At 67.0% G+C, this 20033-nt stretch carries 18 protein-coding genes; 6 read left to right on the top strand and 12 right to left on the bottom strand.

The window, feature by feature from the left end:
* Positions 1-26: 26 nt before the first annotated feature.
* Together ACIP5Y_RS33395 and rfbA are read right to left on the bottom strand one after the other, a co-directional pair.
* Positions 27-611 (bottom strand): dTDP-4-dehydrorhamnose 3,5-epimerase family protein, encoded by a 585-nt coding sequence (locus tag ACIP5Y_RS33395; protein ID WP_400356275.1) that lies wholly within the window; start codon positions 609-611, stop codon positions 27-29.
* 5 nt (positions 612-616) lie between these two features.
* The gene (gene rfbA / locus ACIP5Y_RS33400; RefSeq protein WP_400356276.1) at positions 617-1492 is read right to left on the bottom strand and encodes a glucose-1-phosphate thymidylyltransferase RfbA; all 876 of its coding nucleotides are present in this window, start codon (positions 1490-1492) and stop codon (positions 617-619) included.
* Between the two features lie 245 nt (positions 1493-1737).
* Here rfbA and ACIP5Y_RS33405 point away from each other — a divergent pair, with 245 nt between their 5' ends.
* Together ACIP5Y_RS33405 and rfbB are read left to right on the top strand one after the other, a co-directional pair.
* Positions 1738-2748: an alpha/beta hydrolase gene (locus ACIP5Y_RS33405; protein ID WP_400356278.1), complete on the top strand. Its 1011-nt coding sequence runs from the start codon at positions 1738-1740 to the stop codon at positions 2746-2748.
* A 140-nt stretch (positions 2749-2888) separates the two neighbouring features.
* On the top strand, positions 2889-3893 hold the full coding sequence (gene rfbB, locus ACIP5Y_RS33410; protein WP_400356280.1) for a dTDP-glucose 4,6-dehydratase: 1005 nt from the start codon (positions 2889-2891) through the stop codon (positions 3891-3893).
* 39 nt (positions 3894-3932) lie between these two features.
* Here the strand turns inward: rfbB and ACIP5Y_RS33415 are convergent, their stop codons facing one another.
* Positions 3933-5528 carry a DUF2142 domain-containing protein gene (locus ACIP5Y_RS33415; RefSeq protein WP_400356282.1) on the bottom strand — a complete coding sequence of 532 codons (1596 nt, stop codon included), beginning with the start codon at positions 5526-5528 and terminating at the stop codon, positions 3933-3935.
* A 53-nt stretch (positions 5529-5581) separates the two neighbouring features.
* Positions 5582-6553 carry a glycosyltransferase gene (locus ACIP5Y_RS33420; protein WP_400356284.1) on the bottom strand — a complete coding sequence of 324 codons (972 nt, stop codon included), beginning with the start codon at positions 6551-6553 and terminating at the stop codon, positions 5582-5584.
* 98 nt (positions 6554-6651) lie between these two features.
* Here ACIP5Y_RS33420 and ACIP5Y_RS33425 point away from each other — a divergent pair, with 98 nt between their 5' ends.
* Complete coding sequence (locus ACIP5Y_RS33425) at positions 6652-7158, top strand: GtrA family protein (protein ID WP_400356285.1); 507 nt, start codon at positions 6652-6654, stop codon at positions 7156-7158.
* Positions 7159-7242: 84 nt separating this feature from the next.
* Positions 7243-9129: a glycosyltransferase gene (locus ACIP5Y_RS33430; protein ID WP_400356287.1), complete on the top strand. Its 1887-nt coding sequence runs from the start codon at positions 7243-7245 to the stop codon at positions 9127-9129.
* A gap of 18 nt (positions 9130-9147) precedes the next feature.
* On the opposite strand, the gene ACIP5Y_RS33435 is transcribed toward ACIP5Y_RS33430, so the two are convergent.
* Both ACIP5Y_RS33435 and ACIP5Y_RS33440 read right to left on the bottom strand, forming a co-directional pair.
* On the bottom strand, positions 9148-9996 hold the full coding sequence (locus ACIP5Y_RS33435) for an SDR family NAD(P)-dependent oxidoreductase (protein WP_400356289.1): 849 nt from the start codon (positions 9994-9996) through the stop codon (positions 9148-9150).
* A gap of 52 nt (positions 9997-10048) precedes the next feature.
* The gene (locus ACIP5Y_RS33440) at positions 10049-10897 is read right to left on the bottom strand and encodes an SDR family oxidoreductase (RefSeq protein ID WP_400356291.1); all 849 of its coding nucleotides are present in this window, start codon (positions 10895-10897) and stop codon (positions 10049-10051) included.
* 239 nt (positions 10898-11136) lie between these two features.
* Between ACIP5Y_RS33440 and ACIP5Y_RS33445 the strand changes: the two genes are divergently transcribed.
* A complete protein-coding gene (locus ACIP5Y_RS33445) occupies positions 11137-12657 on the top strand; it encodes an alpha/beta hydrolase (RefSeq protein ID WP_400356293.1) in 1521 nt (506 codons plus the stop codon).
* Here ACIP5Y_RS33445 and rsgA read toward each other — a convergent pair.
* The 5 genes from rsgA to ACIP5Y_RS33470 all read right to left on the bottom strand — a co-directional run bounded on the left by rsgA (position 12654) and on the right by ACIP5Y_RS33470 (position 17308).
* A complete protein-coding gene (gene rsgA, locus ACIP5Y_RS33450; RefSeq protein WP_400356295.1) occupies positions 12654-13751 on the bottom strand; it encodes a ribosome small subunit-dependent GTPase A in 1098 nt (365 codons plus the stop codon). The two genes, ACIP5Y_RS33445 and rsgA, sit on opposite strands and share 4 nt — an antisense overlap.
* A gap of 255 nt (positions 13752-14006) precedes the next feature.
* Entirely contained in the window at positions 14007-14930 is a 924-nt protein-coding gene (locus ACIP5Y_RS33455; protein WP_400356296.1) for a glycosyltransferase, read from the bottom strand.
* The gene (locus ACIP5Y_RS33460; RefSeq protein ID WP_397005815.1) at positions 14927-15748 is read right to left on the bottom strand and encodes an ABC transporter ATP-binding protein; all 822 of its coding nucleotides are present in this window, start codon (positions 15746-15748) and stop codon (positions 14927-14929) included. The genes ACIP5Y_RS33455 and ACIP5Y_RS33460 overlap by 4 nt, the downstream gene beginning before the upstream one ends.
* 7 nt (positions 15749-15755) lie before the next feature.
* Complete coding sequence (locus ACIP5Y_RS33465) at positions 15756-16583, bottom strand: ABC transporter permease (protein ID WP_400356922.1); 828 nt, start codon at positions 16581-16583, stop codon at positions 15756-15758.
* A 134-nt stretch (positions 16584-16717) separates the two neighbouring features.
* The gene (locus tag ACIP5Y_RS33470) at positions 16718-17308 is read right to left on the bottom strand and encodes a bacterial proteasome activator family protein (RefSeq protein ID WP_400356298.1); all 591 of its coding nucleotides are present in this window, start codon (positions 17306-17308) and stop codon (positions 16718-16720) included.
* A gap of 210 nt (positions 17309-17518) precedes the next feature.
* On the opposite strand from ACIP5Y_RS33470, the gene ACIP5Y_RS33475 reads away from it, so the two are divergent.
* Positions 17519-18724, top strand: a complete 1206-nt coding sequence (locus tag ACIP5Y_RS33475) for a cysteine desulfurase-like protein (protein WP_400356300.1) — start codon at positions 17519-17521, stop codon at positions 18722-18724.
* Positions 18725-18783: 59 nt separating this feature from the next.
* On the opposite strand, the gene ACIP5Y_RS33480 is transcribed toward ACIP5Y_RS33475, so the two are convergent.
* The gene (locus tag ACIP5Y_RS33480; protein WP_400356301.1) at positions 18784-19776 is read right to left on the bottom strand and encodes an NAD(P)H-quinone oxidoreductase; all 993 of its coding nucleotides are present in this window, start codon (positions 19774-19776) and stop codon (positions 18784-18786) included.
* Between the last annotated feature and the right edge of the window lie 257 nt (positions 19777-20033).

The following is a 20033-nucleotide window of genomic DNA, read 5'->3' on the forward strand; positions in this document are numbered from 1 at the left end:
CACGCGTGCGCGGCCGGTGACGGCTCTCAGCCGCGCGCTGAAGTTCCGGGGAAGCGGGGGAGCTCCGCCAGGCGGGGTGCGGCCGCGTCCTTGGTGGAGCGGATGAACTCGAGGGGTTCGCCATTGCGGTTCACGGTCGGCCATTCGATGCCGAGGTCCGGGTCGAAAGCGTCCAGATCCCGGTCGAATTCGGGCGAGTACTCCAGCGAGCACAGGTAGTGGGCGATGGAGTCGTCTTCGAGGGACAGCAGTGCATGGCCCAGGCCCTCGGCCAGGAACACCGACTTGCGTTCCACATCGTCGATGATCACCGCGTCCCACTTGCCGAAGGTGGGTGAGCCGGTCCGCAGATCGACCACCACATCCAGGAAGGCCCCGCGTACGCAGGTCACGTATTTGGCCTGGCCGGGCGGGTTCTCGGTGTAGTGGATGCCGCGCAGCACGCCGGCTGCCGAGGTGGAGATGTTCACCTGCAGCAGATCGAACGGGCGGCCCACCGCCTTCTCGAACTCCGAGGCCTTGAACGACTCGAGGAAGACTCCGCGGTCGTCGCCCAGTAGCCGCGGCGTGAATTCCCACGCGCCCGGCACCGACAGTTCCCGAATCCGCATTTCCGCTACTCCCAGGCTCGCCCGTGCTCGAGCAGATCGAGCAGGTACCTACCGTATCCCGAGCGCACCAGGGGTTGAGCCAGGTCGTGCAGTTGCTCGTCGCCGATGAAACCGAGCCGCCAGGCCACCTCCTCCGGCACGCCGATCTTGAGGCCCTGCCGCTGCTCCACCGTGCGCACGTAATTGGCCGCGTCCAGCAGGGAATCGAAGGTACCGGTGTCGAGCCAGGCGGTGCCGCGGCGCAGCACCTGCACCTGCAGCCGGCCCTGTTCCAGGTAGGTGCGGTTGATGTCGGTGATCTCGTATTCGCCGCGGTCGGAGGGTTTCAGGTCGCGGGCGATGTCGACGACATCGTTGTCATAGAAGTAGAGGCCCGGGATGGCGTAGTTGGACCGCGGTTGCTTGGGCTTCTCCTCGATGGAAATGGCCTTGCCGCCGGCGAATTCCACCACGCCGTAGGCGCTCGGATCGGACACCCGGTAGGCGAACACCGAGCCGCCGTCCAGATCGCGGAAGCGCTGCAGCTGGGTGCCGAGGCCGGGACCGTGGAAGATATTGTCGCCCAGCACCAGTGCCGCCGAGTCATTGCCGATGTGGTCCGCGCCGAGCACGAAGGCGCGGGCGAGCCCGTCCGGTTCCGGCTGCACCACATAGGAGATGGACACGCCGAACCGGCTGCCGTCGCCGAGCAGCCGGGTGAAGGCCGCACTGTCCTCGGGCGTGGTGATGACCAGGATGTCCCGGATGCCCGCGAGCATGAGGGTGGACAGCGGGTAGTACACCATCGGTTTGTCGTAGACCGGGACCAGCTGTTTGCTCACGCCGCGCGTGATCGGGTGCAACCGCGATCCGGTGCCCCCGGCCAGGATGATTCCGCGCATGTCACGACAGTCTGCCAGTTCCGCCGCCGCGTGCGACGGTCAGGTTCCGAGTGGACCTCGAATCGATCACGGCGGTTTGCCGGTAGGCGATCCGGTCGATAAGTGTTGCGTAGGTCACGTTCTCATGGTGTTCTGAAATGACGCTATGTGAGATGTCAGCGCCGACTCTCAACGCGCCTGGGTACCGAGCTGTTTCGGTCCTCCGGACGATGGCTCGGCGCGCACAACAACGAGGTAGGTGCGCCATGGCTCAGGCCCACGAGGCTGGAACGGCCCACGACGACAGTGACCACTCGGTCGAAAACCCGCACGGAATCAGCGCATACGCCCGCGCCCTGACCGTGGCCTGCCGCACCATGATTCGGCCCGCGGGCGAATTGGTCCCGGTGAACGCCCTTTCCATGCCGATCGCGCAGACCGTCATCAACGGTCTCGCCAAACTCCGCCCGGCCCCGCGCGGGGTGGAGCGGGAGCAGGTACGGCTCAATGGTTTCCGCATGGAGATCGTGCGCCCGGCCGGCGCCCGCAAATCCCTGCGGGACGGCGCCATCATGTACATGCACGGCGGCGGCTTCTTCCTCTGCGGCCTCGACACCCACCGTCCCGTGGTCGCATCGCTCGCGCGGCGCACCGGACTGCCGGTGGTGAGCATCGAATACCGCCAGATCCCGGAGACCGATATCGCGGGTTCGGTCGACGACTGCCTGACCGCGTACCGATGGTTGCTCGGACACGGCGTGCCCGCCGCCCGCATTGTCTTCGCGGGTGATTCCGCCGGTGGCTACATGACTTTCGCGACGGCGCTGCGCGCCCGTGACGCCGGGCTGCCGGTGCCCGCCGGGCTGGTCGGGCTGTGCCCGGCGCTGGACCTGGACTGCACGGAGAAGCGCGCGCACCCCAACTACCGCCGTGATTCGCTGATCCCGTTGTCCGCCTTGGAATCCGTGGTCAAGATCGGTGCCGAGGTGGGCGGCCGGCTCGATCCGACCCTGTCACCGGTCAACAATGTGCTGGTCGGGCTGCCGCCCGCGCTGCTCATCGTGGCCGAGGACGAGGTGCTGCGGCGGGACAGCGAGATCATGGCGCAGCGGCTGGCCGCTTCCGGAGTGCCTGCCACCCTGGAGATCTGGCGCGGACAGGTGCACGCCTTCATGGCCATCTTCCCGAACATGCCCGAGAGCCGCGCCGCCCTGGCTCATGTGGCCCGGTTCGTCCGCGCCCGCATCGAGAGCGAGAGCGTGGCTCGTACCGCTTAGCGCGTGAGAACACCGAGCGTGTTTCCAGAATGGGGGTCCGGGGTCGGCGAGCCTCGGACCCCCATTCGCCCCTCCCCGGGGTCCGCGCTATCCAGCAGGTCCTGAGTGTGGTGCCATCTCGGCGACGTAGTGTTTCCGGTGTGCGACTCCTGGTAACCGGCGGAGCCGGCTTCATCGGCGCGAACTTCGTCCATCGGACCGTGGCCCGGCGGCCCGATGTCCACGTCACCGTGCTGGACAAACTCACCTATGCCGGCAATCGCGCCTCGCTGGCGCCGATCGCCGATCGCATCGAGTTCGTGCAGGGCGATATCGCCGACGCCGCGCTGGTGGACCGGCTGGTCGGCGGGGCCGACGCGGTCGTGCATTTCGCGGCGGAATCGCACAATGACAATTCGCTCGCCGACCCCTGGCCGTTCGTGCAGACCAATATCGTCGGCACCTATGCGCTGCTGCAGGCGGTGCGCAAGCACGAGGCGCGCTACCACCACATCTCCACCGACGAGGTGTACGGCGATCTGGAACTCGATGATCCGGGCGCCTTCAACGAGAGCACTCCGTACAACCCGTCCAGTCCCTATTCGGCGACCAAGGCCTCCAGCGATCTGCTGGTCCGGGCCTGGGTGCGCTCGTTCGGGGTGCGGGCCACGATCTCCAACTGCTCCAACAACTTCGGGCCGTACCAGCACGTCGAGAAGTTCATCCCGCGCCAGATCACCAATCTCATCGACGGCGTGCGCCCCCGCCTCTACGGTGCGGGCCATCAGGTGCGCGACTGGATTCACGTGGACGACCACAACAGCGCGGTCTGGGAGATCCTGCAGCGCGGGCGGATCGGGCAGACCTATCTGATCGGCGCCGACGGCGAACGCGACAACAAGTCCGTGGTCCAGCTCATCCTGGAGGCCTTCGGCCGCGCACCCGACGATTTCGACCACGTCACCGACCGGCCCGGCCACGATCAGCGCTACGCCATCGACGCCACCCTGCTGCGCACCGAGCTCGGCTGGGAACCCGAATACCGCGACTTCCGCAAGGGTCTCGACGCCACCATCGAGTGGTATCGCGAGAACGAATCCTGGTGGCGGCCACAGAAGGCCGCCACCGAGCACGCCTACGTCTCCGCGGGCGAGCAGGTCATCTGACCCCGGCGATGCCGCGGCGGACGCATATGCGCCGCGGCATCAGCCCCACACGATCGTCGTGTATTTGACGACCGCCGCGATCATCGCCACGGTCGTCGCGATGGTGACCGTGATCGCCGCCCCGCGCACCGGAATGCGGCCGTCGATACCGGTGAGCCGCAAGGGCATCCAGCGCAACAGCACGCACAGCGTGAGCAGGGCCAGCGGCACGAAGTAGCGGCCCTGCACACCGTCGATGATGAAATAGCCGACCGGCGTGAAGGACATGTACAACGTCACGTAGATCATGGCCACGCTCGCCAGCATGGTCAGCAGCACCAGCCAGGTCCGCAGCCGGTCCGCCGCCGCGCCGGTGAACCGCTCGGCCGTCCCGATGCTCACCGCGAACGCCAGCAGCGAGGCCACGATGGTCAGCGCCGGCACATCCACATAGGAGAAGCCCAGCTCACCGAAGAACTGTGTGAACCAGTGCTGATCGCGGCGCGCGATGCTGTCGCCGAAGACGCGCAGGAAGTGGATCGGATCGCTCAGGATGCCGTGCAGCTGGTCGCCGGGTCGCACCGTGCCCCACTGCTTCTGCGGCCGCATGAGGCTCATGCCGTCGCCGGTCGGCGCGGCGATCTTCATCCACACCGCGAACGCGATGGCGCCCACCGCCGCGGTCACCCACGGAATCACGCGCTGCCACCCGGCGACCGGCTCGGTACCGTCCGCGAGCAGCCGGCGCCGGCCGAAACCGAAGCGCCGCACCGGGATCAGCACGGTCAGCATGGCCAGCAGCACATAGGTCGGCTTGCACACCGGCAGCAGTACGGTGGCGGCCAAGGCGGCCACCGTCTCCGGCCGGGTCAGCCGCTGTCCCAGGAACAGGCCCTTCACGATGAGCGCCGAAACCAGGATGGCCAGCGCGTTGGTGACCGTATCGGCGGTCACCGTGCCCGCCTGGAACACCGCGATGGGCAGTACCGAGACGGTCAGCGCCAGCCACTGCACCCGGTGACCGCGCAGCGCGCGCAGGGCGTAGAAGACGATCAGCAGGTAGGTCAGCAGACCCGCGAGCCGGGTGATCTCCACCGTGTCCCCGACATCGGCGTTCACGGCCTCCGCGATCCGGATGCCCACTGCCGCGGGCACATACGGGATGGGGGAGTAGGCGGCGGTATTGGTGAACCAGACCTGCTTGGTCTGCTCGGAGACCGGCGCCGCGCCCAGCCGGTCGTAGGCGGCCGGGTCCTTGACCATCGGATCCGGCTCGTCCGGCGTGACCTGGTAGTCGTTGAAGGCGTAGCTCATCAGCGCGTCGATGCTGACCGGGACATTGCCGCCCCACGCCGGGCCGCGGTCGTCATGGATCTTCTCGGGCAGGTAGCCGCCGTGCGCGACCTGGTACGCGCGCCCGAACTGGGTGATCTCGTCGTGTCCCCAGAACGCGGGCGTCACCACCGACCACACCACGCCGAACACGCCCGCCAGCAGCAGGAACACCAGTGCCGCCGCGCCGCAGGATCGCTCGGTGCGGGAGATCAGCCCGCGCAGCCCGGATCGCGGGGCCGCCGCGGCCGGTTCGATCCGCTGCGGCGGCGCGAGCTTGCTTTCGCTCTCGGCACTGCCGTTTTCGTTCACTGGAGTAGCCACGATGTCCGATTCTGCTGTGCCGTCACCGGTGTGCGCGGCAAGCGGTGGCACCGTCATCGCCGCGAACCGCCCAGTCGCCCTGCGGTTTCCGTCTCACCCACGGCCGAATAGTGCAGGTACACCAGCCGGGCGGCCTCGTGCCGGGACCGGCGGATGCCGTCCAGGATGAGTCCGGCCGTCCAGGCCAGACTGCCGAGCAGGAGCAGGGTGAAGCCGAGGAACAGCGTGGGGAACCGGGGCACCTCGTGCGTCTGATAGAACTCGATCACGATCGGCACGATGAGAATCACCGACACGATCCACGACACCGTGCCGAACAGGCCGTAGAAGGCGACCGGCCGCTCGTGCCGGGCCAGGCCGGCGATCAGCCGCAGGATCTTGAAACCGTCGGTGTAGGTGCGCAGCTTGGATTCGCTGCCCTCGGGCCGATCCTTGAAACCGACCGGTACGGCGGTCTGCGGCACCCGCAGATGCAGCGAATGCACGGTCAGCTCGGTCTCGATCTCGAATTCCCGCGACACCGCGGGGAAGCTCTTCACGAACCGGCGGGAGAACACCCGGTAGCCGCTCAGCATGTCCTCGACGTTCTCGCCGAACACCTGGCCGACCACGCCGTTGAGGATCTTGTTGCCGGTCTCGTGGCCGGCCCGGTACGCGGACTCGCCGTCGAGCTCGCGGCGCACGCCCAGCACGTGGTCGTACGGGCCGGATAACAGCGCGTCGATCATCTTCGGCGCCGCGAAGGCGTCATAGGTGTCATCACCGTCGATCATGAGGTAGACATCGGCCTCGATATCGGCGAACGCGCGGCGGACCACATTGCCCTTGCCCTTGCGTTCCTCCCGTCGCACGATCGCTCCGGCCTCGCGCGCCTTCTCCGCGGTGGCATCGGTACTCCGGTTGTCGTAGACGTAAACGACGATTTCCGGGACGGCGGCTTTCAGATCGCTCACGACCTTGGCGACAGCGGCCTCTTCGTTGTGGCACGGCACGATCGCGGCAATACGCAACTCGGTGGAGTCCACCCGGTCAATCCTCTGATCGGAAGGCGAATATGAACACGGGGGAGGGTACCCGACCTTCACAGGTATAGGGGCGGGCCGGGCTGGGGTACCGTCGCCGGGTGTCAGCGAGTGAGCCCACGACGGTGAACGAATCGCCCTCGGACGGGTCTTTTATCGGCAAGGTGCGCGGGTTGTTGCAGCGCGGCGGCGCGTTCCTCGTGGTCGGTGCGATCGGGTTCGTGGTCGACGCCGGCGTCTACAACCTGCTGGTCTTCGCCGGCGGCGAGGGCCCGCTGTTCCATCAGCCGCTGCTCGCCAAGATCATCTCGATTGCGGTGGCCACGGTGGTCACCTATTTCGGCAACAAGTGGTGGACCTACTCGGACCATGCGGGCGACACCGGGATCCGGCACATCCTCACCTATGCGGTGCTCAATGTGCTGGCCATCGGACTGCAATTGGGATGCCTCGGCTTCTCCCGATATGTCCTCGGCCTCGACAGTCCGTTGGCGGACAACGTTTCCGGCACCCTCATCGGCCAGGCCGTCGCCATGGGATTCCGATTCTGGGCCTACGGAAAATTTGTCTTCACCCCCGCACGCGCTGCCGTACCGAATAGCGATTGATATTCTCGGGCGCGCCGAGCGTGACAGTGGGTGCGTCCACGTCGGGTGAGCCGGTGTCAAAATTCGAGGGATGTCGAGGGATTCATGGATGCGTCGGCTGGGCAGGCCGTGACCGAGATCAATGATCCGCAGACCGCTCCGGCGGCACTGCGCGCCGACCACGCCGCACCCGAGCGGCTGGTGCTGGCGCGCGGCGTCTTCAGCGGGCCCGCACCGCAGATCAATGACGACCTGTATGCCGTCGTCAAGGGCAAGGTGACGCGCGAGCGCTTCGCGCTACGCCTGGAGAAGGGCGCGAGCGTCTCCACCAACACCTACTTCGGGCGCTTCGCCGCCGCCTATTGGCAGCGCTGGACCCGCGTCACCGCGGTCGAGGTCGGCATGACCCTCGAGGTCACCGGCAAGACCCGGATCCGATTGGCCGCCTCCGATATCGCCGGGCACCGCCGTGTCGTCGATACCGCGGTGGTCCGCGAGGCCGGCCGTGTCACGCTGCACGCGCCGCTCGACATGTACATCGACGGCGGCGCCATCTGGCTCGAAATCGAGGCGCTCGGTGGCGAAGCCGTCATCACCGATCTGGAGTGGACGGCGCCCGCGCCCGATCACGTGCGCCCGGTCGCCATCGCCATCTGCACCTTCAACCGGGCCCAGGACTGCGCGAATACCCTTGCGGCACTGGCCTCGGACGCCATCGTGCTGAACGCCATCGACGCCGTCTACGTCGTCGACCAGGGCACCGACCTGGTGCAGGACCGGCCCCTGTTCACCGAGACCCAGCCGAAGCTGGGCGACAAGCTGCGCTACCTCCGGCAGCCGAATCTCGGTGGCGCGGGCGGCTTCACGCGCGGCCTCTACGAGGTCTCCGCGGCCAACGAGCACGCCGACGTCATCCTCATGGACGACGACATCCTGTGCGAGCCGGAAACCGTGTTGCGGCTCAACGCCTTCGCCAACCTGACCGTGGAACCCACCCTGGTGGGCGCGCAGATGCTGTTCCTGTTCAACCCCGACTACCTGAACGTCGGGGCGGAGGAAACCGATCTGGCCAAGCTCAAGCACGGCCAGAAGGTCGCCAAGGCGCTGCGCAACACCAGCATGCTCAAGAAGCATCAGGAGCGCCGGGTGGACGCCGGCTACCAGGCCTGGTGGACCTGCCTGATCCCCGCCGAGGTGGTCAAGCAGATCGGCCTGCCGGTGCCGGTCTTCTTCCAGTGGGACGACGTGGAATACGGTCTGCGGGCGCGTAAGCACGGCTTCGTCACCGTCACTCTGCCCAATGCCGCGGTCTGGCACGCCGACTTCTACTGGAAGGACTTCGACGACTGGGCGCGCTACTTCTCCTCGCGCAACTCGCTCATCGTCTCCTCCCTGCACCACGACCTGGATCCGAAAGCCATTACCCGCCAGCTGCTCCGGGAGATCGGCGAATACCTGGTCGGCATGCAGTACGGTCTGGCGCACACCACCCTGCAGGGCATCGAGGACTACCTGCGGGGCCCGGAGATCCTGCGCGACGGCGGTATCGAGGCGCTGGCCAAGGCCCGCGGCTCGCGCGGCGACTACCCGGAGACCATCAAGCATCCGGCCGCGACCTCGCCGATCCCCAACGCGCACTTCGGCTTGCGCCGCGCCGGCGGTGAGCCCAGCCGTCCGCTGCTGGTGCTGTTCAAGCGTGCCCTCAAGCAGTGGACCGGGCGCACCATTCCCGGCGTCGTCGGCATCACCCGCGAGGATGCGCACTGGTGGCATGTCGGACTGTTCGAGCAGGTCGTGGTGACCGATGCCTCGCAGTCGGGTGTCCGGATCCGCAAGCGGGACAAGGAAACCGCGCGTCGCCTGCTGTTGCGCGCCATTCGCGTGCTGCGGCAGCTCCGCAAGGAGCTGCCGGACCTCCAGAACCGCTGGCGCGCCGCGGTTCCGGAGCTCACCAGCCGTGAGAACTGGGAACGCCTCTACGGCATCCGCTGAAAACCGTGCGCTGAGTGATCAGCGCCGTTGGGCTTGTGCGGGCCCGGCGTCGGAATCGGCCTCCCAGCCGATGACGACGCCGTGCTGCACCAACTGCCCGATGAAGGCCGGACGCACCGGGTCGACAAGGATTTTCACGATGTCGGCCGCGGCCTCGTCGGGCGACTGAGCCTGCGCCATATCGGTGAACCAGGGGCGGGACGCCTCGGTGTCCACCAGGCCCGGGCACACCGCGCCGATGAACAGGTCCCGCGCCGCGGCGTCGGTGCGGGCGAAAACCCGTGCGGCCGCGACCTGCCCGATCTTGGACGGGTAGTTGATGGAGTCCGGCCAGCCGGCGGTCTTGTCCTTACCCGCCTCGACCAGGTCGGCGTAGGCCAGCATTTCCCGGTCCACATCGGCGAGCGTCATGGTGCCGGTGTCGAAGTGGTCGCGCAGGCTCGGAGCCAGATAGCGCAGACTGCCGAAAGCGCTTGCCACGATGACGAATCGGCCGCCGGTCCGCAGCAGCGGCCCGAATTCGCGGATCATCCGGGTGGCCCCGAGATTATTGGTGTTCACGAATTCCCGGACGGTGTCGGCGTCGCTGCGATCGGCGGACCGCCGCGCCGCCGCATTCGACACCACGACGTCGATCCCGCCGTGCCGCTCCCGCACCTGCGCCGCGGCCGCCGCCACGCTCTCCCCGGACCCGACATCCATCACCAGCGGGACCGCGCCCGGAATCTCGGCGGCGGCCGCCCGCACCCGTTCGGCATTCCGGCCGCTGAGATAGACGGTCGAGTCCGGACCCAGCCGCTCGGCCAGTTGCGCGGCGATCGCCCGCCCGAGACCCTGATTCGCGCCGGTGACAAGAGCAATAGTCATGTCCCGAACGTAATGCCGGGGACCCGGTCGCGCCGCCCGAACCGGGCTGCGGTCAGAGGAAGAGGTCGGTGGTCAGCGGGCCGTCACCCGGGACCACGCGGTACTTCTCCAGATCCGTGATGCCGTGTGCGGCAAGGACATCGTCGTCGAGGAAGAAATTGCCGGTGGTGTCCTTGGCCGGTGAGGTGAGGACCAGATAGGCAGCGTCCGCGTAGATATCGGGGGTGCGGGAGCTGGAGATCATGTCGTCGCCGCCCAGCAGGTTGCGCACCGCCGCCGTGGCGATGGTGGTGCGCGGCCACAGCGAGTTCACGCCGATGCCGTACTTGCGCAGCTCCTCGGCCAAACCCAGGGTGGTGAGCGACATTCCGTACTTGGCGATGGTGTACCCCAGGGCCTGGCCGGCCCACTTCGGGTCCAGGTTCAGCGGCGGGGACAGGGTCAGGATGTGCGGATTGCGGCCGGCCTGCGCGGACTCCTTCAAGGCCGGGATGCTCAGCTTGGACAGCAGGAAACTGCCGCGGCAGTTGATGTCCTGCATGAGGTCGTACTTCTTCATCGGCAGCAGTTCGGTGGGCGACAGGTCGATGGCGGAGGCATTGTTCACCACCAGGTCGATGCCGCCGAAACGCTGAATCGTCTGCTGCACGGCATCGGTCACCGCCTCGTCGTCGCGCACATCGCCGAGGTACTTCAGCACCGTGCCGCCGGCCTCCTCCAATTCCGCCGCCGCCGTGTGGATGGTGCCCGGAAGTTTGGGGTGCGGCGTATCGGTCTTGGCGATGAGGGTGATGTTCGCCCCGTCGGCCGCCGCCCGCTTGGCGATCTCCAGGCCGATGCCGCGGCTACCGCCCGACATGATCATGGTCCGGCCCGCCAGCGGCTTCAGTGCTTCCGTCATGTCAGCTCCTGTTCTCCTGCTTCCGCCCCGGTTCCGATCATCCGCGAGGTTGCGGACGGGCGGGGCAAAAATGCCGGTTAGTCCTCCACCCGTATTGATTACGGGCTTTCCCCCGTTGAAGACACGGTATGTCAGAAATGAGCCATATGCAACCAGTTGCATAGGTGGTGCTGGCCCCACCTCGACTCGGGTGCGCGCGTCATGGGCGCGACACGCACTGATCTCTAGCGTTGCCGAACATGAACAAACGGAACACCGTGTTCGCCGGACTGGCTGCCGCGGCCGCCGTCGCCGTGGGTGCGGCCTTCGCCCTCCACGCGACCGAGACGAGGTCGAGTGCGCCGTCCGAGGCCCTCGACCGGTACTACGGCCAGACCCTCACCTGGCAGCCCTGCCACGAGCCGGACCTGGACCAGGCCGGCGCACAGTGCACCGACGTGACCGTGCCGCTCGATTACCGGAAGCCGCGGGGACAGACGATCACCGTTGCCATCTCGCGCATCCCGGCCACCGACCCGAAGCTGCGGCACGGGGTCATCCTGTCCAATCCGGGCGGCCCCGGCGGTCCGGGCCTCGACTACATGGTCGGCGTCGGCAAGGCCATGACACCCGATGTGCGCGCCCGCTACGACCTGATCGGCATGGACCCGCGCGGCGTCGGCCGCTCCGCCGCGGTGAACTGCCAGTGGCCCACCGGTTTCGGACTGCAATCCGCCGGCATCGACGCCGCGAAATACGCCGAATCCGTGGCCACCCAATCCGATCTCGCCCGGCGCTGCGCCGCCGCCGAAGGAGATCGGCTGCCGTACTTCACGACTCGCAATACCGCCCGCGATATGGACGTCATCCGCGGCGCGCTGGGCGAGCAGCGCATCAGCTATATGGGCACCTCGTACGGCACCTACCTGGGCGCCGTCTTCACCCAGATGTTCCCGGAACGCAGTGACCGCATCGTGCTGGACAGTGCGGTCGACCCCATCCGGTACGGCGCCGTCGACATGGTGCAGGACATGGGCGCGGCCAATGAGGCGGCACTCGACAAGTGGGCCGACTGGACGGCCTTGCGGGACAGCGAATACCACCTCGGCACTACCCGTGAACAGGTGCGCGGCGCGGTCGTGAACCTCATCCACCGGGCCGCCGCACAACCGATCCGGGTCGGTGACAACACCGTCGACGACCACCTGCTGCCCATGCTGCTGTTCATGCGGCTCGATGATCAGCGCAGATTCGACACCGTCGCCGCCCTCGTCCGCACGCTCGCCGACGCCGCCGACGGCCGGGCCATCCAACCCGATCCGAATCTGAAGGACGTCCTCGACGTGTTCGTGCGCGCTCAGCCGCGTGACAAATCCGAGCAGATGGCCATCATGTGCGGTGATGTCGGCGTGCCCCGCGACCCGGCCTGGTACTGGGCCGATATCGAGGCATCACGGGCCACCGAGCCCGTCTTCGGGGCCTTCGCCGACAACATCACCCCGTGCGCATTCTGGGCGCCGCCCATCGAATCGCCGACGGTGGTGCACAATTCGGTGCCCGCACTGATCATCCAGTCCACCGGCGACACCCGCACCACCTACGCCAATGCGCAGGGCATGCACCGGGCACTGACCGCCTCCCGGCTGGTCACCCTCGAAAATGTCGCCATCCATTCCATTTTCGATCGCTGGCCGAACGCCTGCGTGGATGCCGCCGTGAACACCTACTTCCGCGACGGCACCCTGCCCGCAGCCGATCAGAGCTGCCGTGACGACGGCTAGCGCTTGCCACGCTCCTGATACATGCGGCGCTGGTTCTTGTTGATGTCCTTCCACACCTTCTTGCGTTCCGCGCGGAGACGCGAATCGGTGCGGGCCGCCATCCACTCGTTCTCGCGGGTCAGCTTGCGGAAGCTGTCGAGGCGGCGCTGCGGCAGGGCGCCGGCTTCGATGGCCGCCAGCACCGCGCAATCCGGTTCGGTCCGATGCGTGCAATCGGCGAAACGGCATTGTGCGGCCAGGGATTCGACATCGCTGAAGGTGCGGCCCAGGCCCTCGGCGGCATCCCAGAGACCCACCGAGCGCAGGCCCGGGGTGTCGATGAGTGCGCCGCCGCCGGGCAGCGGCCGCAGTTCGCGATGCACGGTGGTGTGCCGGCCCCGCTTGTCCCCGGCGCGAACCTCGCTGGTGGCGAACACCTCCGTGCCGAGCAGGGCATTGGCGAGCGTGGATTTGCCCGCACCGGACGGGCCGACCAGCGCCACGGTGCCGTCCAGCAGCGCGGCCAGCACCTCCATGCCGAAGCCGGTGGACGCACTGAGGGCCAGCACCGTCACGCCGGGTGCGACCGCGCGCACCTCGTCCAGCGAAAGATCCTGTGCCAGATCGGCTTTGGTCAGCGCCACCACCGGCTGGGCGCCGGATTCCCAGGCCAGCGCGAGCAAGCGCTCGACCCGGCCGAGATCCACATTGTCCCCGGGCACGCAGATCAGCACGGTATCCACATTCGCGGCGAGCACCTGCTGCGCCGATCGGGCCCGGGCATCGGAATGCCCCGAAACGGCCGCCCGCACAATGGCGGTGCGACGCGGCAGCAACTGGTGCACGGTGCGAGCGGAATCGATGCCCACCCAATCGCCGGTGCACAACCCGGCGACCTCGGAATCCGAACGCGGGCAGCGCGCCCGGACCACGGCGGCCTGCAGGCGGCTGGCGTAATCGGCGGTGGGCAGGGGTGCGGCGACATCGCATTCGCTGCGATCCATGCGGATCACGCGGGCCGGAATCAGCGAATCACCGAGCAGCGGCAGATAATCGGCGGCCAGCGCAGGGGTCCAGCCGTAGGGAGCGAGCAGGTCGAAATCGACCAGAGACATGATCGGAGAGTCCTTTGTCGGGCCGAGCCCGTTCGTGGACTCAGCGCGGGAGGTTCGAGGGGGATACGCGCGGCGCGAATGTTCGCGCGGGCACGACAATCCGTTCTGTCGTAGTCACGGTCTCCACCTCCTTCTCTCCTTCGATCCGAACAAGACGGCACAACCCTGTCAGGCCGGCCGATTCAACGCAATCTATTTTCCAACCCGACAAGCCGGGGTTTCAGGGGTTTACCCCTGAGAGCTACGAGAGTTGTCTCAACTCTGCGGCTTGTGGAACTGCTCCCGGCGGCCCAATCGCTGTAGCCGTAACCACTCCATGAGCCCCGCGGGGTCCTTCTGCTGCACCAGGAAGAACCAGCCGAAGCGGGCGACCTCCTGCGGCAACAGCTTTCGCATACCGGGCTGAGACATCAGGTAGCCGCGGTTGCGATACGTGAAGTACCGCTTCACCGGGTCGTCCGGGTACTGGGTGTGCATGCGGCCACCCAGGATCGGCTTGAACTCCGCCGAGCCGTTGGGGTGCAGGTAAGCGGTCTGCAAACAGGTACCGAACGGCAGGCCCGAACGCACCAGGCGCCGATGCACTTCCACCTCGTCGCCGCGCACGAACAGCCGCAGATCGGGCACGCCGATCTTGTCCACGGCTTCCGCGGAGATCAGCGCGCCGTTGAACAGCGAGGCGATACCGGGCAGGAAGTCCTCGTCGCCGAGTTCGGACCGCAGCCGCCGCCACACCACGCCGCGGCGCAGCGGGAAGGCCAGCCGGTCCGGATCGTCGATATCCGCCACCACCGGCGACACCTCGACCAGCCGATGCCGCTGGGCGCAATCGAACAGGGTGGCAAGCACTTCCGGGCCCTCGGGCCGGCCGTCGTCGTCGGCCAGCCACACCCAGTCCGCGCCCATGGTGAGCGCGTGCAGCATGCCGAGCGCGAAACCGCCCGCGCCGCCGAGATTGTGTTCCGAACCGAGATAGGTGGTTTCGATCGGCTGCTGCTTGACCAGCTCCCCGACCTCCGGCTCATTGCCGTTGTCCACCACGATCAGATGGTCCAGCGGCCGGGTCTGGCTGCCCAGTACCTTCAAGGATTCGGCCAGCTGGTCCCGGCGTTTATGAGTGACGACGATCGCGACGATGCGGGCATCATCGCTGTAGAGAGGGCCGGCCTGCTGGGTCATGCGGGATTCCGTTCCGGTTCTTTTTCACGTTCCAGATCCCGCAGCACCTGCGCCACGTGATCGCCCGCCTCCGGGCCTTCGTAGGCGCGCACCACTTCCTCGATGCCGCCGTGCATACGAATGTTCCCATGGTCGATCCACAGCGCCGAATCGCACAGCTGCGCCAGGAACTCGTTGGAATGGCTGGCGAACACGAGAATGCCGGAGCGCGAGACCAATTCCTGCAACCGGATGCGCGCCTTCTTCATGAATTCCGCGTCCACCGCGCCGATGCCCTCGTCCAGCAGCAGGATCTCCGGATCGATGGAGGTCACCACGCCCATGGCGAGCCGCACGCGCATACCGGTCGAGTAGGTGCGCAGCGGCATTTCGAGATAGTCGCCCAGTTCGGTGAATTCGGCGATCTCGTCGACCTTGGCGAGCATCTGCTTCCGCGTCTGCCCGAGGAACAGGCCGCGAATGATGATGTTGTCGTAGCCGGAGATCTCCGGGTCCATGCCGACGCCGAGATCGAAGACCGGCGCCACCCGCCCGCGGATCCGGGCGCTGCCGCGGGTGGGTTCGTAGATACCCGCGAGCATGCGCAGCAGTGTCGATTTGCCCGCACCATTGTGGCCGACCAGGCCGATCCGGTCGCCTTCCTTCAGCGACAGATTGATATCCCGCATGGCCTCCACGACCACCACATCGGACGAGTTGCGCCCGATGGCGCCGCCCGCCTTGCCCATGAACGCCTTCTTCAGCGAACGGGACTTGGCGTCGAAGATCGGGAACTCCACCCACGCGTTCTGGGTCTCGATACTCACATGGTCGGTCATTGAGCCTTCACACCCAGTAGGGAACGCGGGAACGGAACTGCTTCATCGCCAGGATCGCGACCGCCCAGCCGACGACGGTGATCACCAGCACCACGAGCCAGGAACGCAGTTCCAGCGGCTGGCCCAGCAGTGGCGCACGCACGATCTCCAGATAATGGTAGGTCGGCACCAGCTCGACCAGCTTCGCGCGATCGCTCACCGCGCCGCCCTGCTCGTGCAGCGAGGTGGTCTTCCACATCACCGGTGTCAGCACGAAGAGCATCAGCGTCATGCTGCCCAGGATCGGCGCGATATCGCGGTAGCGGGTGCTGAAGATGCCGAATGCGATGGTCACCCACATGGCGTTCAGGAACAGCAGCAGGATTCCGGGTATCGCCATCAAGCTGGTCCAGCTCAGGTCCCGCCACACGCCGAACCCGATCACCATGGCGACATAGATCACCACGTTGTGCGCGAAGAAGAGGAACTGCCGCCACACCATTCGATAGACATGCACGCTCAACGCCGATGGCAGCTGTTTGATCAACCCCTCGTTCGCGATGAAGACATCGGAACCCTCGAGAATGCTGGCACTGATCACATTCCAGGTGATCAAGCCGACCGTCACATACGGCAGGTAGTTGCTCAGCGGCTGGTGAAACAGCGTGGCGTACAGGAAGCCCATGGCCGCGGCCTGCGCCGCGGTGGAGATGGTGATCCAGAACGGGCCGAGGACCGAGCGGCGGTACCGCTGCTTGATGTCCTGCCAGCCCAGCGACAGCCACAGCTCACGCTGGGAGAAGCCGTCGCGGAAGTCCTTGTATGCGCGGCGGAGAGTTTGCGAATCCGACACGATCGGCACCCGAGCATTGTCCGGGGTCACTTCGGCCGTGGCCGAGTCGGGGGGAGCAGCAGCAGGCACAGCACCCGACCTTAGCGAATGGCCAGGAGTTTGCGTCGCGAACCTGCCGCCGACCCCGTCATCTATGTCTAGAGATACTGGCCACTTCCGCCGGAGGACGCCTGGCCGCCGCGCGGATCGGCGTGCGAGGCGCCGGGCGGGAGGGCTTGGCGCATCTGTTCCAGTTGGGCGCGGGCGGCCATCTGCTGGGCGAAGAGGGCGGTCTGGATGCCGTGGAAGAGGCCCTCGAGCCAGCCGACGAGCTGCGCCTGCGCGATGCGGAGTTCCGCGTCGGAGGGAATGGTGTCCTCGGTGAACGGGAGCGCGAGCCGCTCGAGTTCCTCGCGGAGTTCGGGGGCGAGACCGGTCTCCAATTCGCGGATGGAAGTGCGGTGGATCTCACGCAAGCGGCTGCGGGAGGCGTCGTCCAGCGGTGCGTGCCGGACCTCTTCGAGCAGCTGTTTGATCATGGTGCCGATGCGCATGACCTTGGCCGGCTGCTCGACCATGTCCGCGAGCGATTCATCCTTTTCGCCCGCGCCGTCCGAATGCACTTCACCGACAACCTGTCCGGTGATCTCGATCGGTTCGCCACCGATCTGCGCCGCCGCGGGGATGAAAAGCTTGCCCTCGGGCCCGACCACGACAATGTTTTCGGGAAGCCCCTCCGATTGCGTCATACCCCCCATCCTGCCGCGTGATCGCCCGCCTTGCCGAGCGCACCCATCACGATTGCGTGCGCGAAGCTGTAACCACGAGGCCGCCTGCGACGAAGGACGGTTGGCGCGGACAGAGACGTCCCGTCCAGTTTGTGCGGTACGTGCAGGTCGAAATGAACCTTCCATGCCTACCGTTACCTTCGCGTGCCATCGCCCTTTAGAGTGGCCACCATGACTTACGACGTCGCACGGGTGCGGGGCCTCATACCGTCCCTGGGCGACGGCTGGATCCACCTCGATCCGCAGGCGGGGATGCTGGTCCCGGATTCGGTATCACGGGCCGTATCAACGGGTTTCCGGACCTCCGCCTTCTCGCACACCAACCGGCACGGCGCCGCGAAACGCAGCGCGGCCATTCTGGAGGCCGCCCGGGAGGCGGTCGCGGACCTGGTGGGCGGGGACCCGGCGGGCGTGGTGCTGGGACCCGATCGGGCGGTACTGCTGGCCTGGCTGGCCGAGTCGCTGAGTTCCCGGCTCGGACTGGGCACCGGGATCGTGCTGTCGCGTCTGGATGACGAGGCGAACGTCGCGCCGTGGTTGCGCATCGCGAATCGCTATGGCGCCCATGTGCGCTGGGCGGAAGTGGAGATCGAGACCTGCGAGATGCCGGCCTGGCAGTTCGAGGAACTCATCGGACCGACCGCCCGATTGGTCGCACTCACCGCGGCCTCCCCGATCGTCGGCTCCGCACCCGCCGTGCGCGTCGCCGCCGACCGCGTGCACGAGGTCGGCGGTTTACTGGTCGCGGACTGCTTCGGCGCGGCGCCCTACGCGCTCATCGATATCGACGAACTCAATGCCGACGTGATCGCGCTCAGCGCGCCCGCCTGGGGCGGGCCGCAGATCGGCGCGCTGGTCTTCCGGGATCCCGCGTTCCTGGACCGCATTCCGTCCATGTCGCTGAATCCCTATGCCAAGGGCGCGGAACGGCTGGAGGTCGGCGGCCACCAGTACGCGCTGCTGGCCGGGCTCACGACTTCCATCGATTACCTCGCCGGACTGGACGAGCGCGCCAAGGGCACTCGCCGGGAACGGCTCGAGGTCTCGATCACCTCACTGCAGGACTATCACGATCAGCTCTTCGAGCACCTGATGGCGGTGCTCGACACCATCCCGAATCTGACGGTCATCGGCCGCGCGTCCACTCGCATTCCGACGGTGAGTTTCACCATTTCGGGCATGCAGGCCGAAAAGGTCTCGGCCAAACTCGCGGACGCCCGCATCGGCACCCTCAGCGGTTCGCACGGCGGCAGCCGCCTGCTGGACGCGCTCGGCGTGAACGACGAGGGTGGGGCCGTCACCATCGGATTGGCCCCGTACACAACCAGATTCGAGATCGAACAACTGGGTCGCGCCCTCGCCGCTCTCGATACGTAGCCAACCCCTGTGCCCGCTATCGGCCCCCGCCACTACTGTGGCGGGGGCCGATCAAATTTCTAGGGCTCGCGGATAGCCAAAACCACCTTGCCGACGGATTCGTCCGAATCGAGCAGGCGGTGCGCCTCGGCGACATCGGTGACCGGAAGCTCGGCGGAGACCACCGGCACCACGGTGCCGTCGGAGATCAACGGCCACAGGTGACGCCGGAGTTCGCTGATGATCTCCGCCTTCGAACCGTGCCCGTGCTCGGGACGGCGGCGCAGATTCGTGGCGTGAATGGAACCCCGCTTGCTCACCAGCACACCGAGATTCACTTCGGCTTTGACGCCGCCCTGCATCCCGATGATCACCAGATGCCCGTCCTCGGCGAGCGCCTCTACATTTCGTTCGAGATAGGACGCGCCCATCACATCGAGAATGATGTCCGCGCCCGGATATTCGGACCGCAGCACGGTCACGAAATCCTGCTCCCGGTAATTGATCAACGTGGTCGCCCCCAATTCCCGGCAGCGATCCAGTTTGAACTGCGACCCGGCGGTGACCGCGACCCGCGCGCCCAGCGCCCGCGCCACCTGGATGGCATGCGTGCCGATCCCGCTGCCGCCGCCGTGGATCAGCAGCAGCTGCCCGCCGTGCATCCCGGCCCGCATCACCAGGTTCGACCACACCGTGGCCGCGACCTCGGGCAGCGCGGCGGCGGCGGACACATCCAGGCCCTCCGGGACCGGCAGGATCTGGGACGCGGGCGCATTCACCCGTTCGGCGTAGCCGCCGCCGGACAGCAGCGCGCACACCACATCACCCGGACGCCAATCCCGCACGCCCGCACCGACTTCCGCGACCACGCCGGAGACCTCCAGGCCGAGGGTCTCGCTCGCGCCGGGCGGCGGCGGATACAGGCCCTGCCGTTGCAGCAGGTCCGCGCGGTTCACCCCCGCGGCCACCACATCGATCGCCACCTCACCGGGGCCGGGTGCGGGCAGATCCGCTACCTCCGCCCACTTCATGACCTCAGGCCCACCGAAACCATCGAGCGTCACTGCATACATGACTCCGAGCGTACGGGCCGAGATCGTCGCCGACCGTCACCACGGAATGTCAGACCTTCCACGGCGGGGCCACAGCTGGAACTCAGGTTCGGGGATCACTGTGTAATCACGACATCCGTTAAGGAGAGTTCCATGATCGCCACAGTGTTTCTGATCGCTGCTTTTGCCCTTTTCGCCGCAATGGCGATTTCCGGGTTCGTCGCCGAGGAAGCGCCGCAGGCTCTGGTCCGTATTCGCCGCCGCTAATACCCTCGCGT

The sequence above is a fragment of the Nocardia sp. NPDC088792 genome, from assembly GCF_044750615.1.
In the GTDB taxonomy this organism is placed as follows: Bacteria; Actinomycetota; Actinomycetes; order Mycobacteriales; family Mycobacteriaceae; genus Nocardia.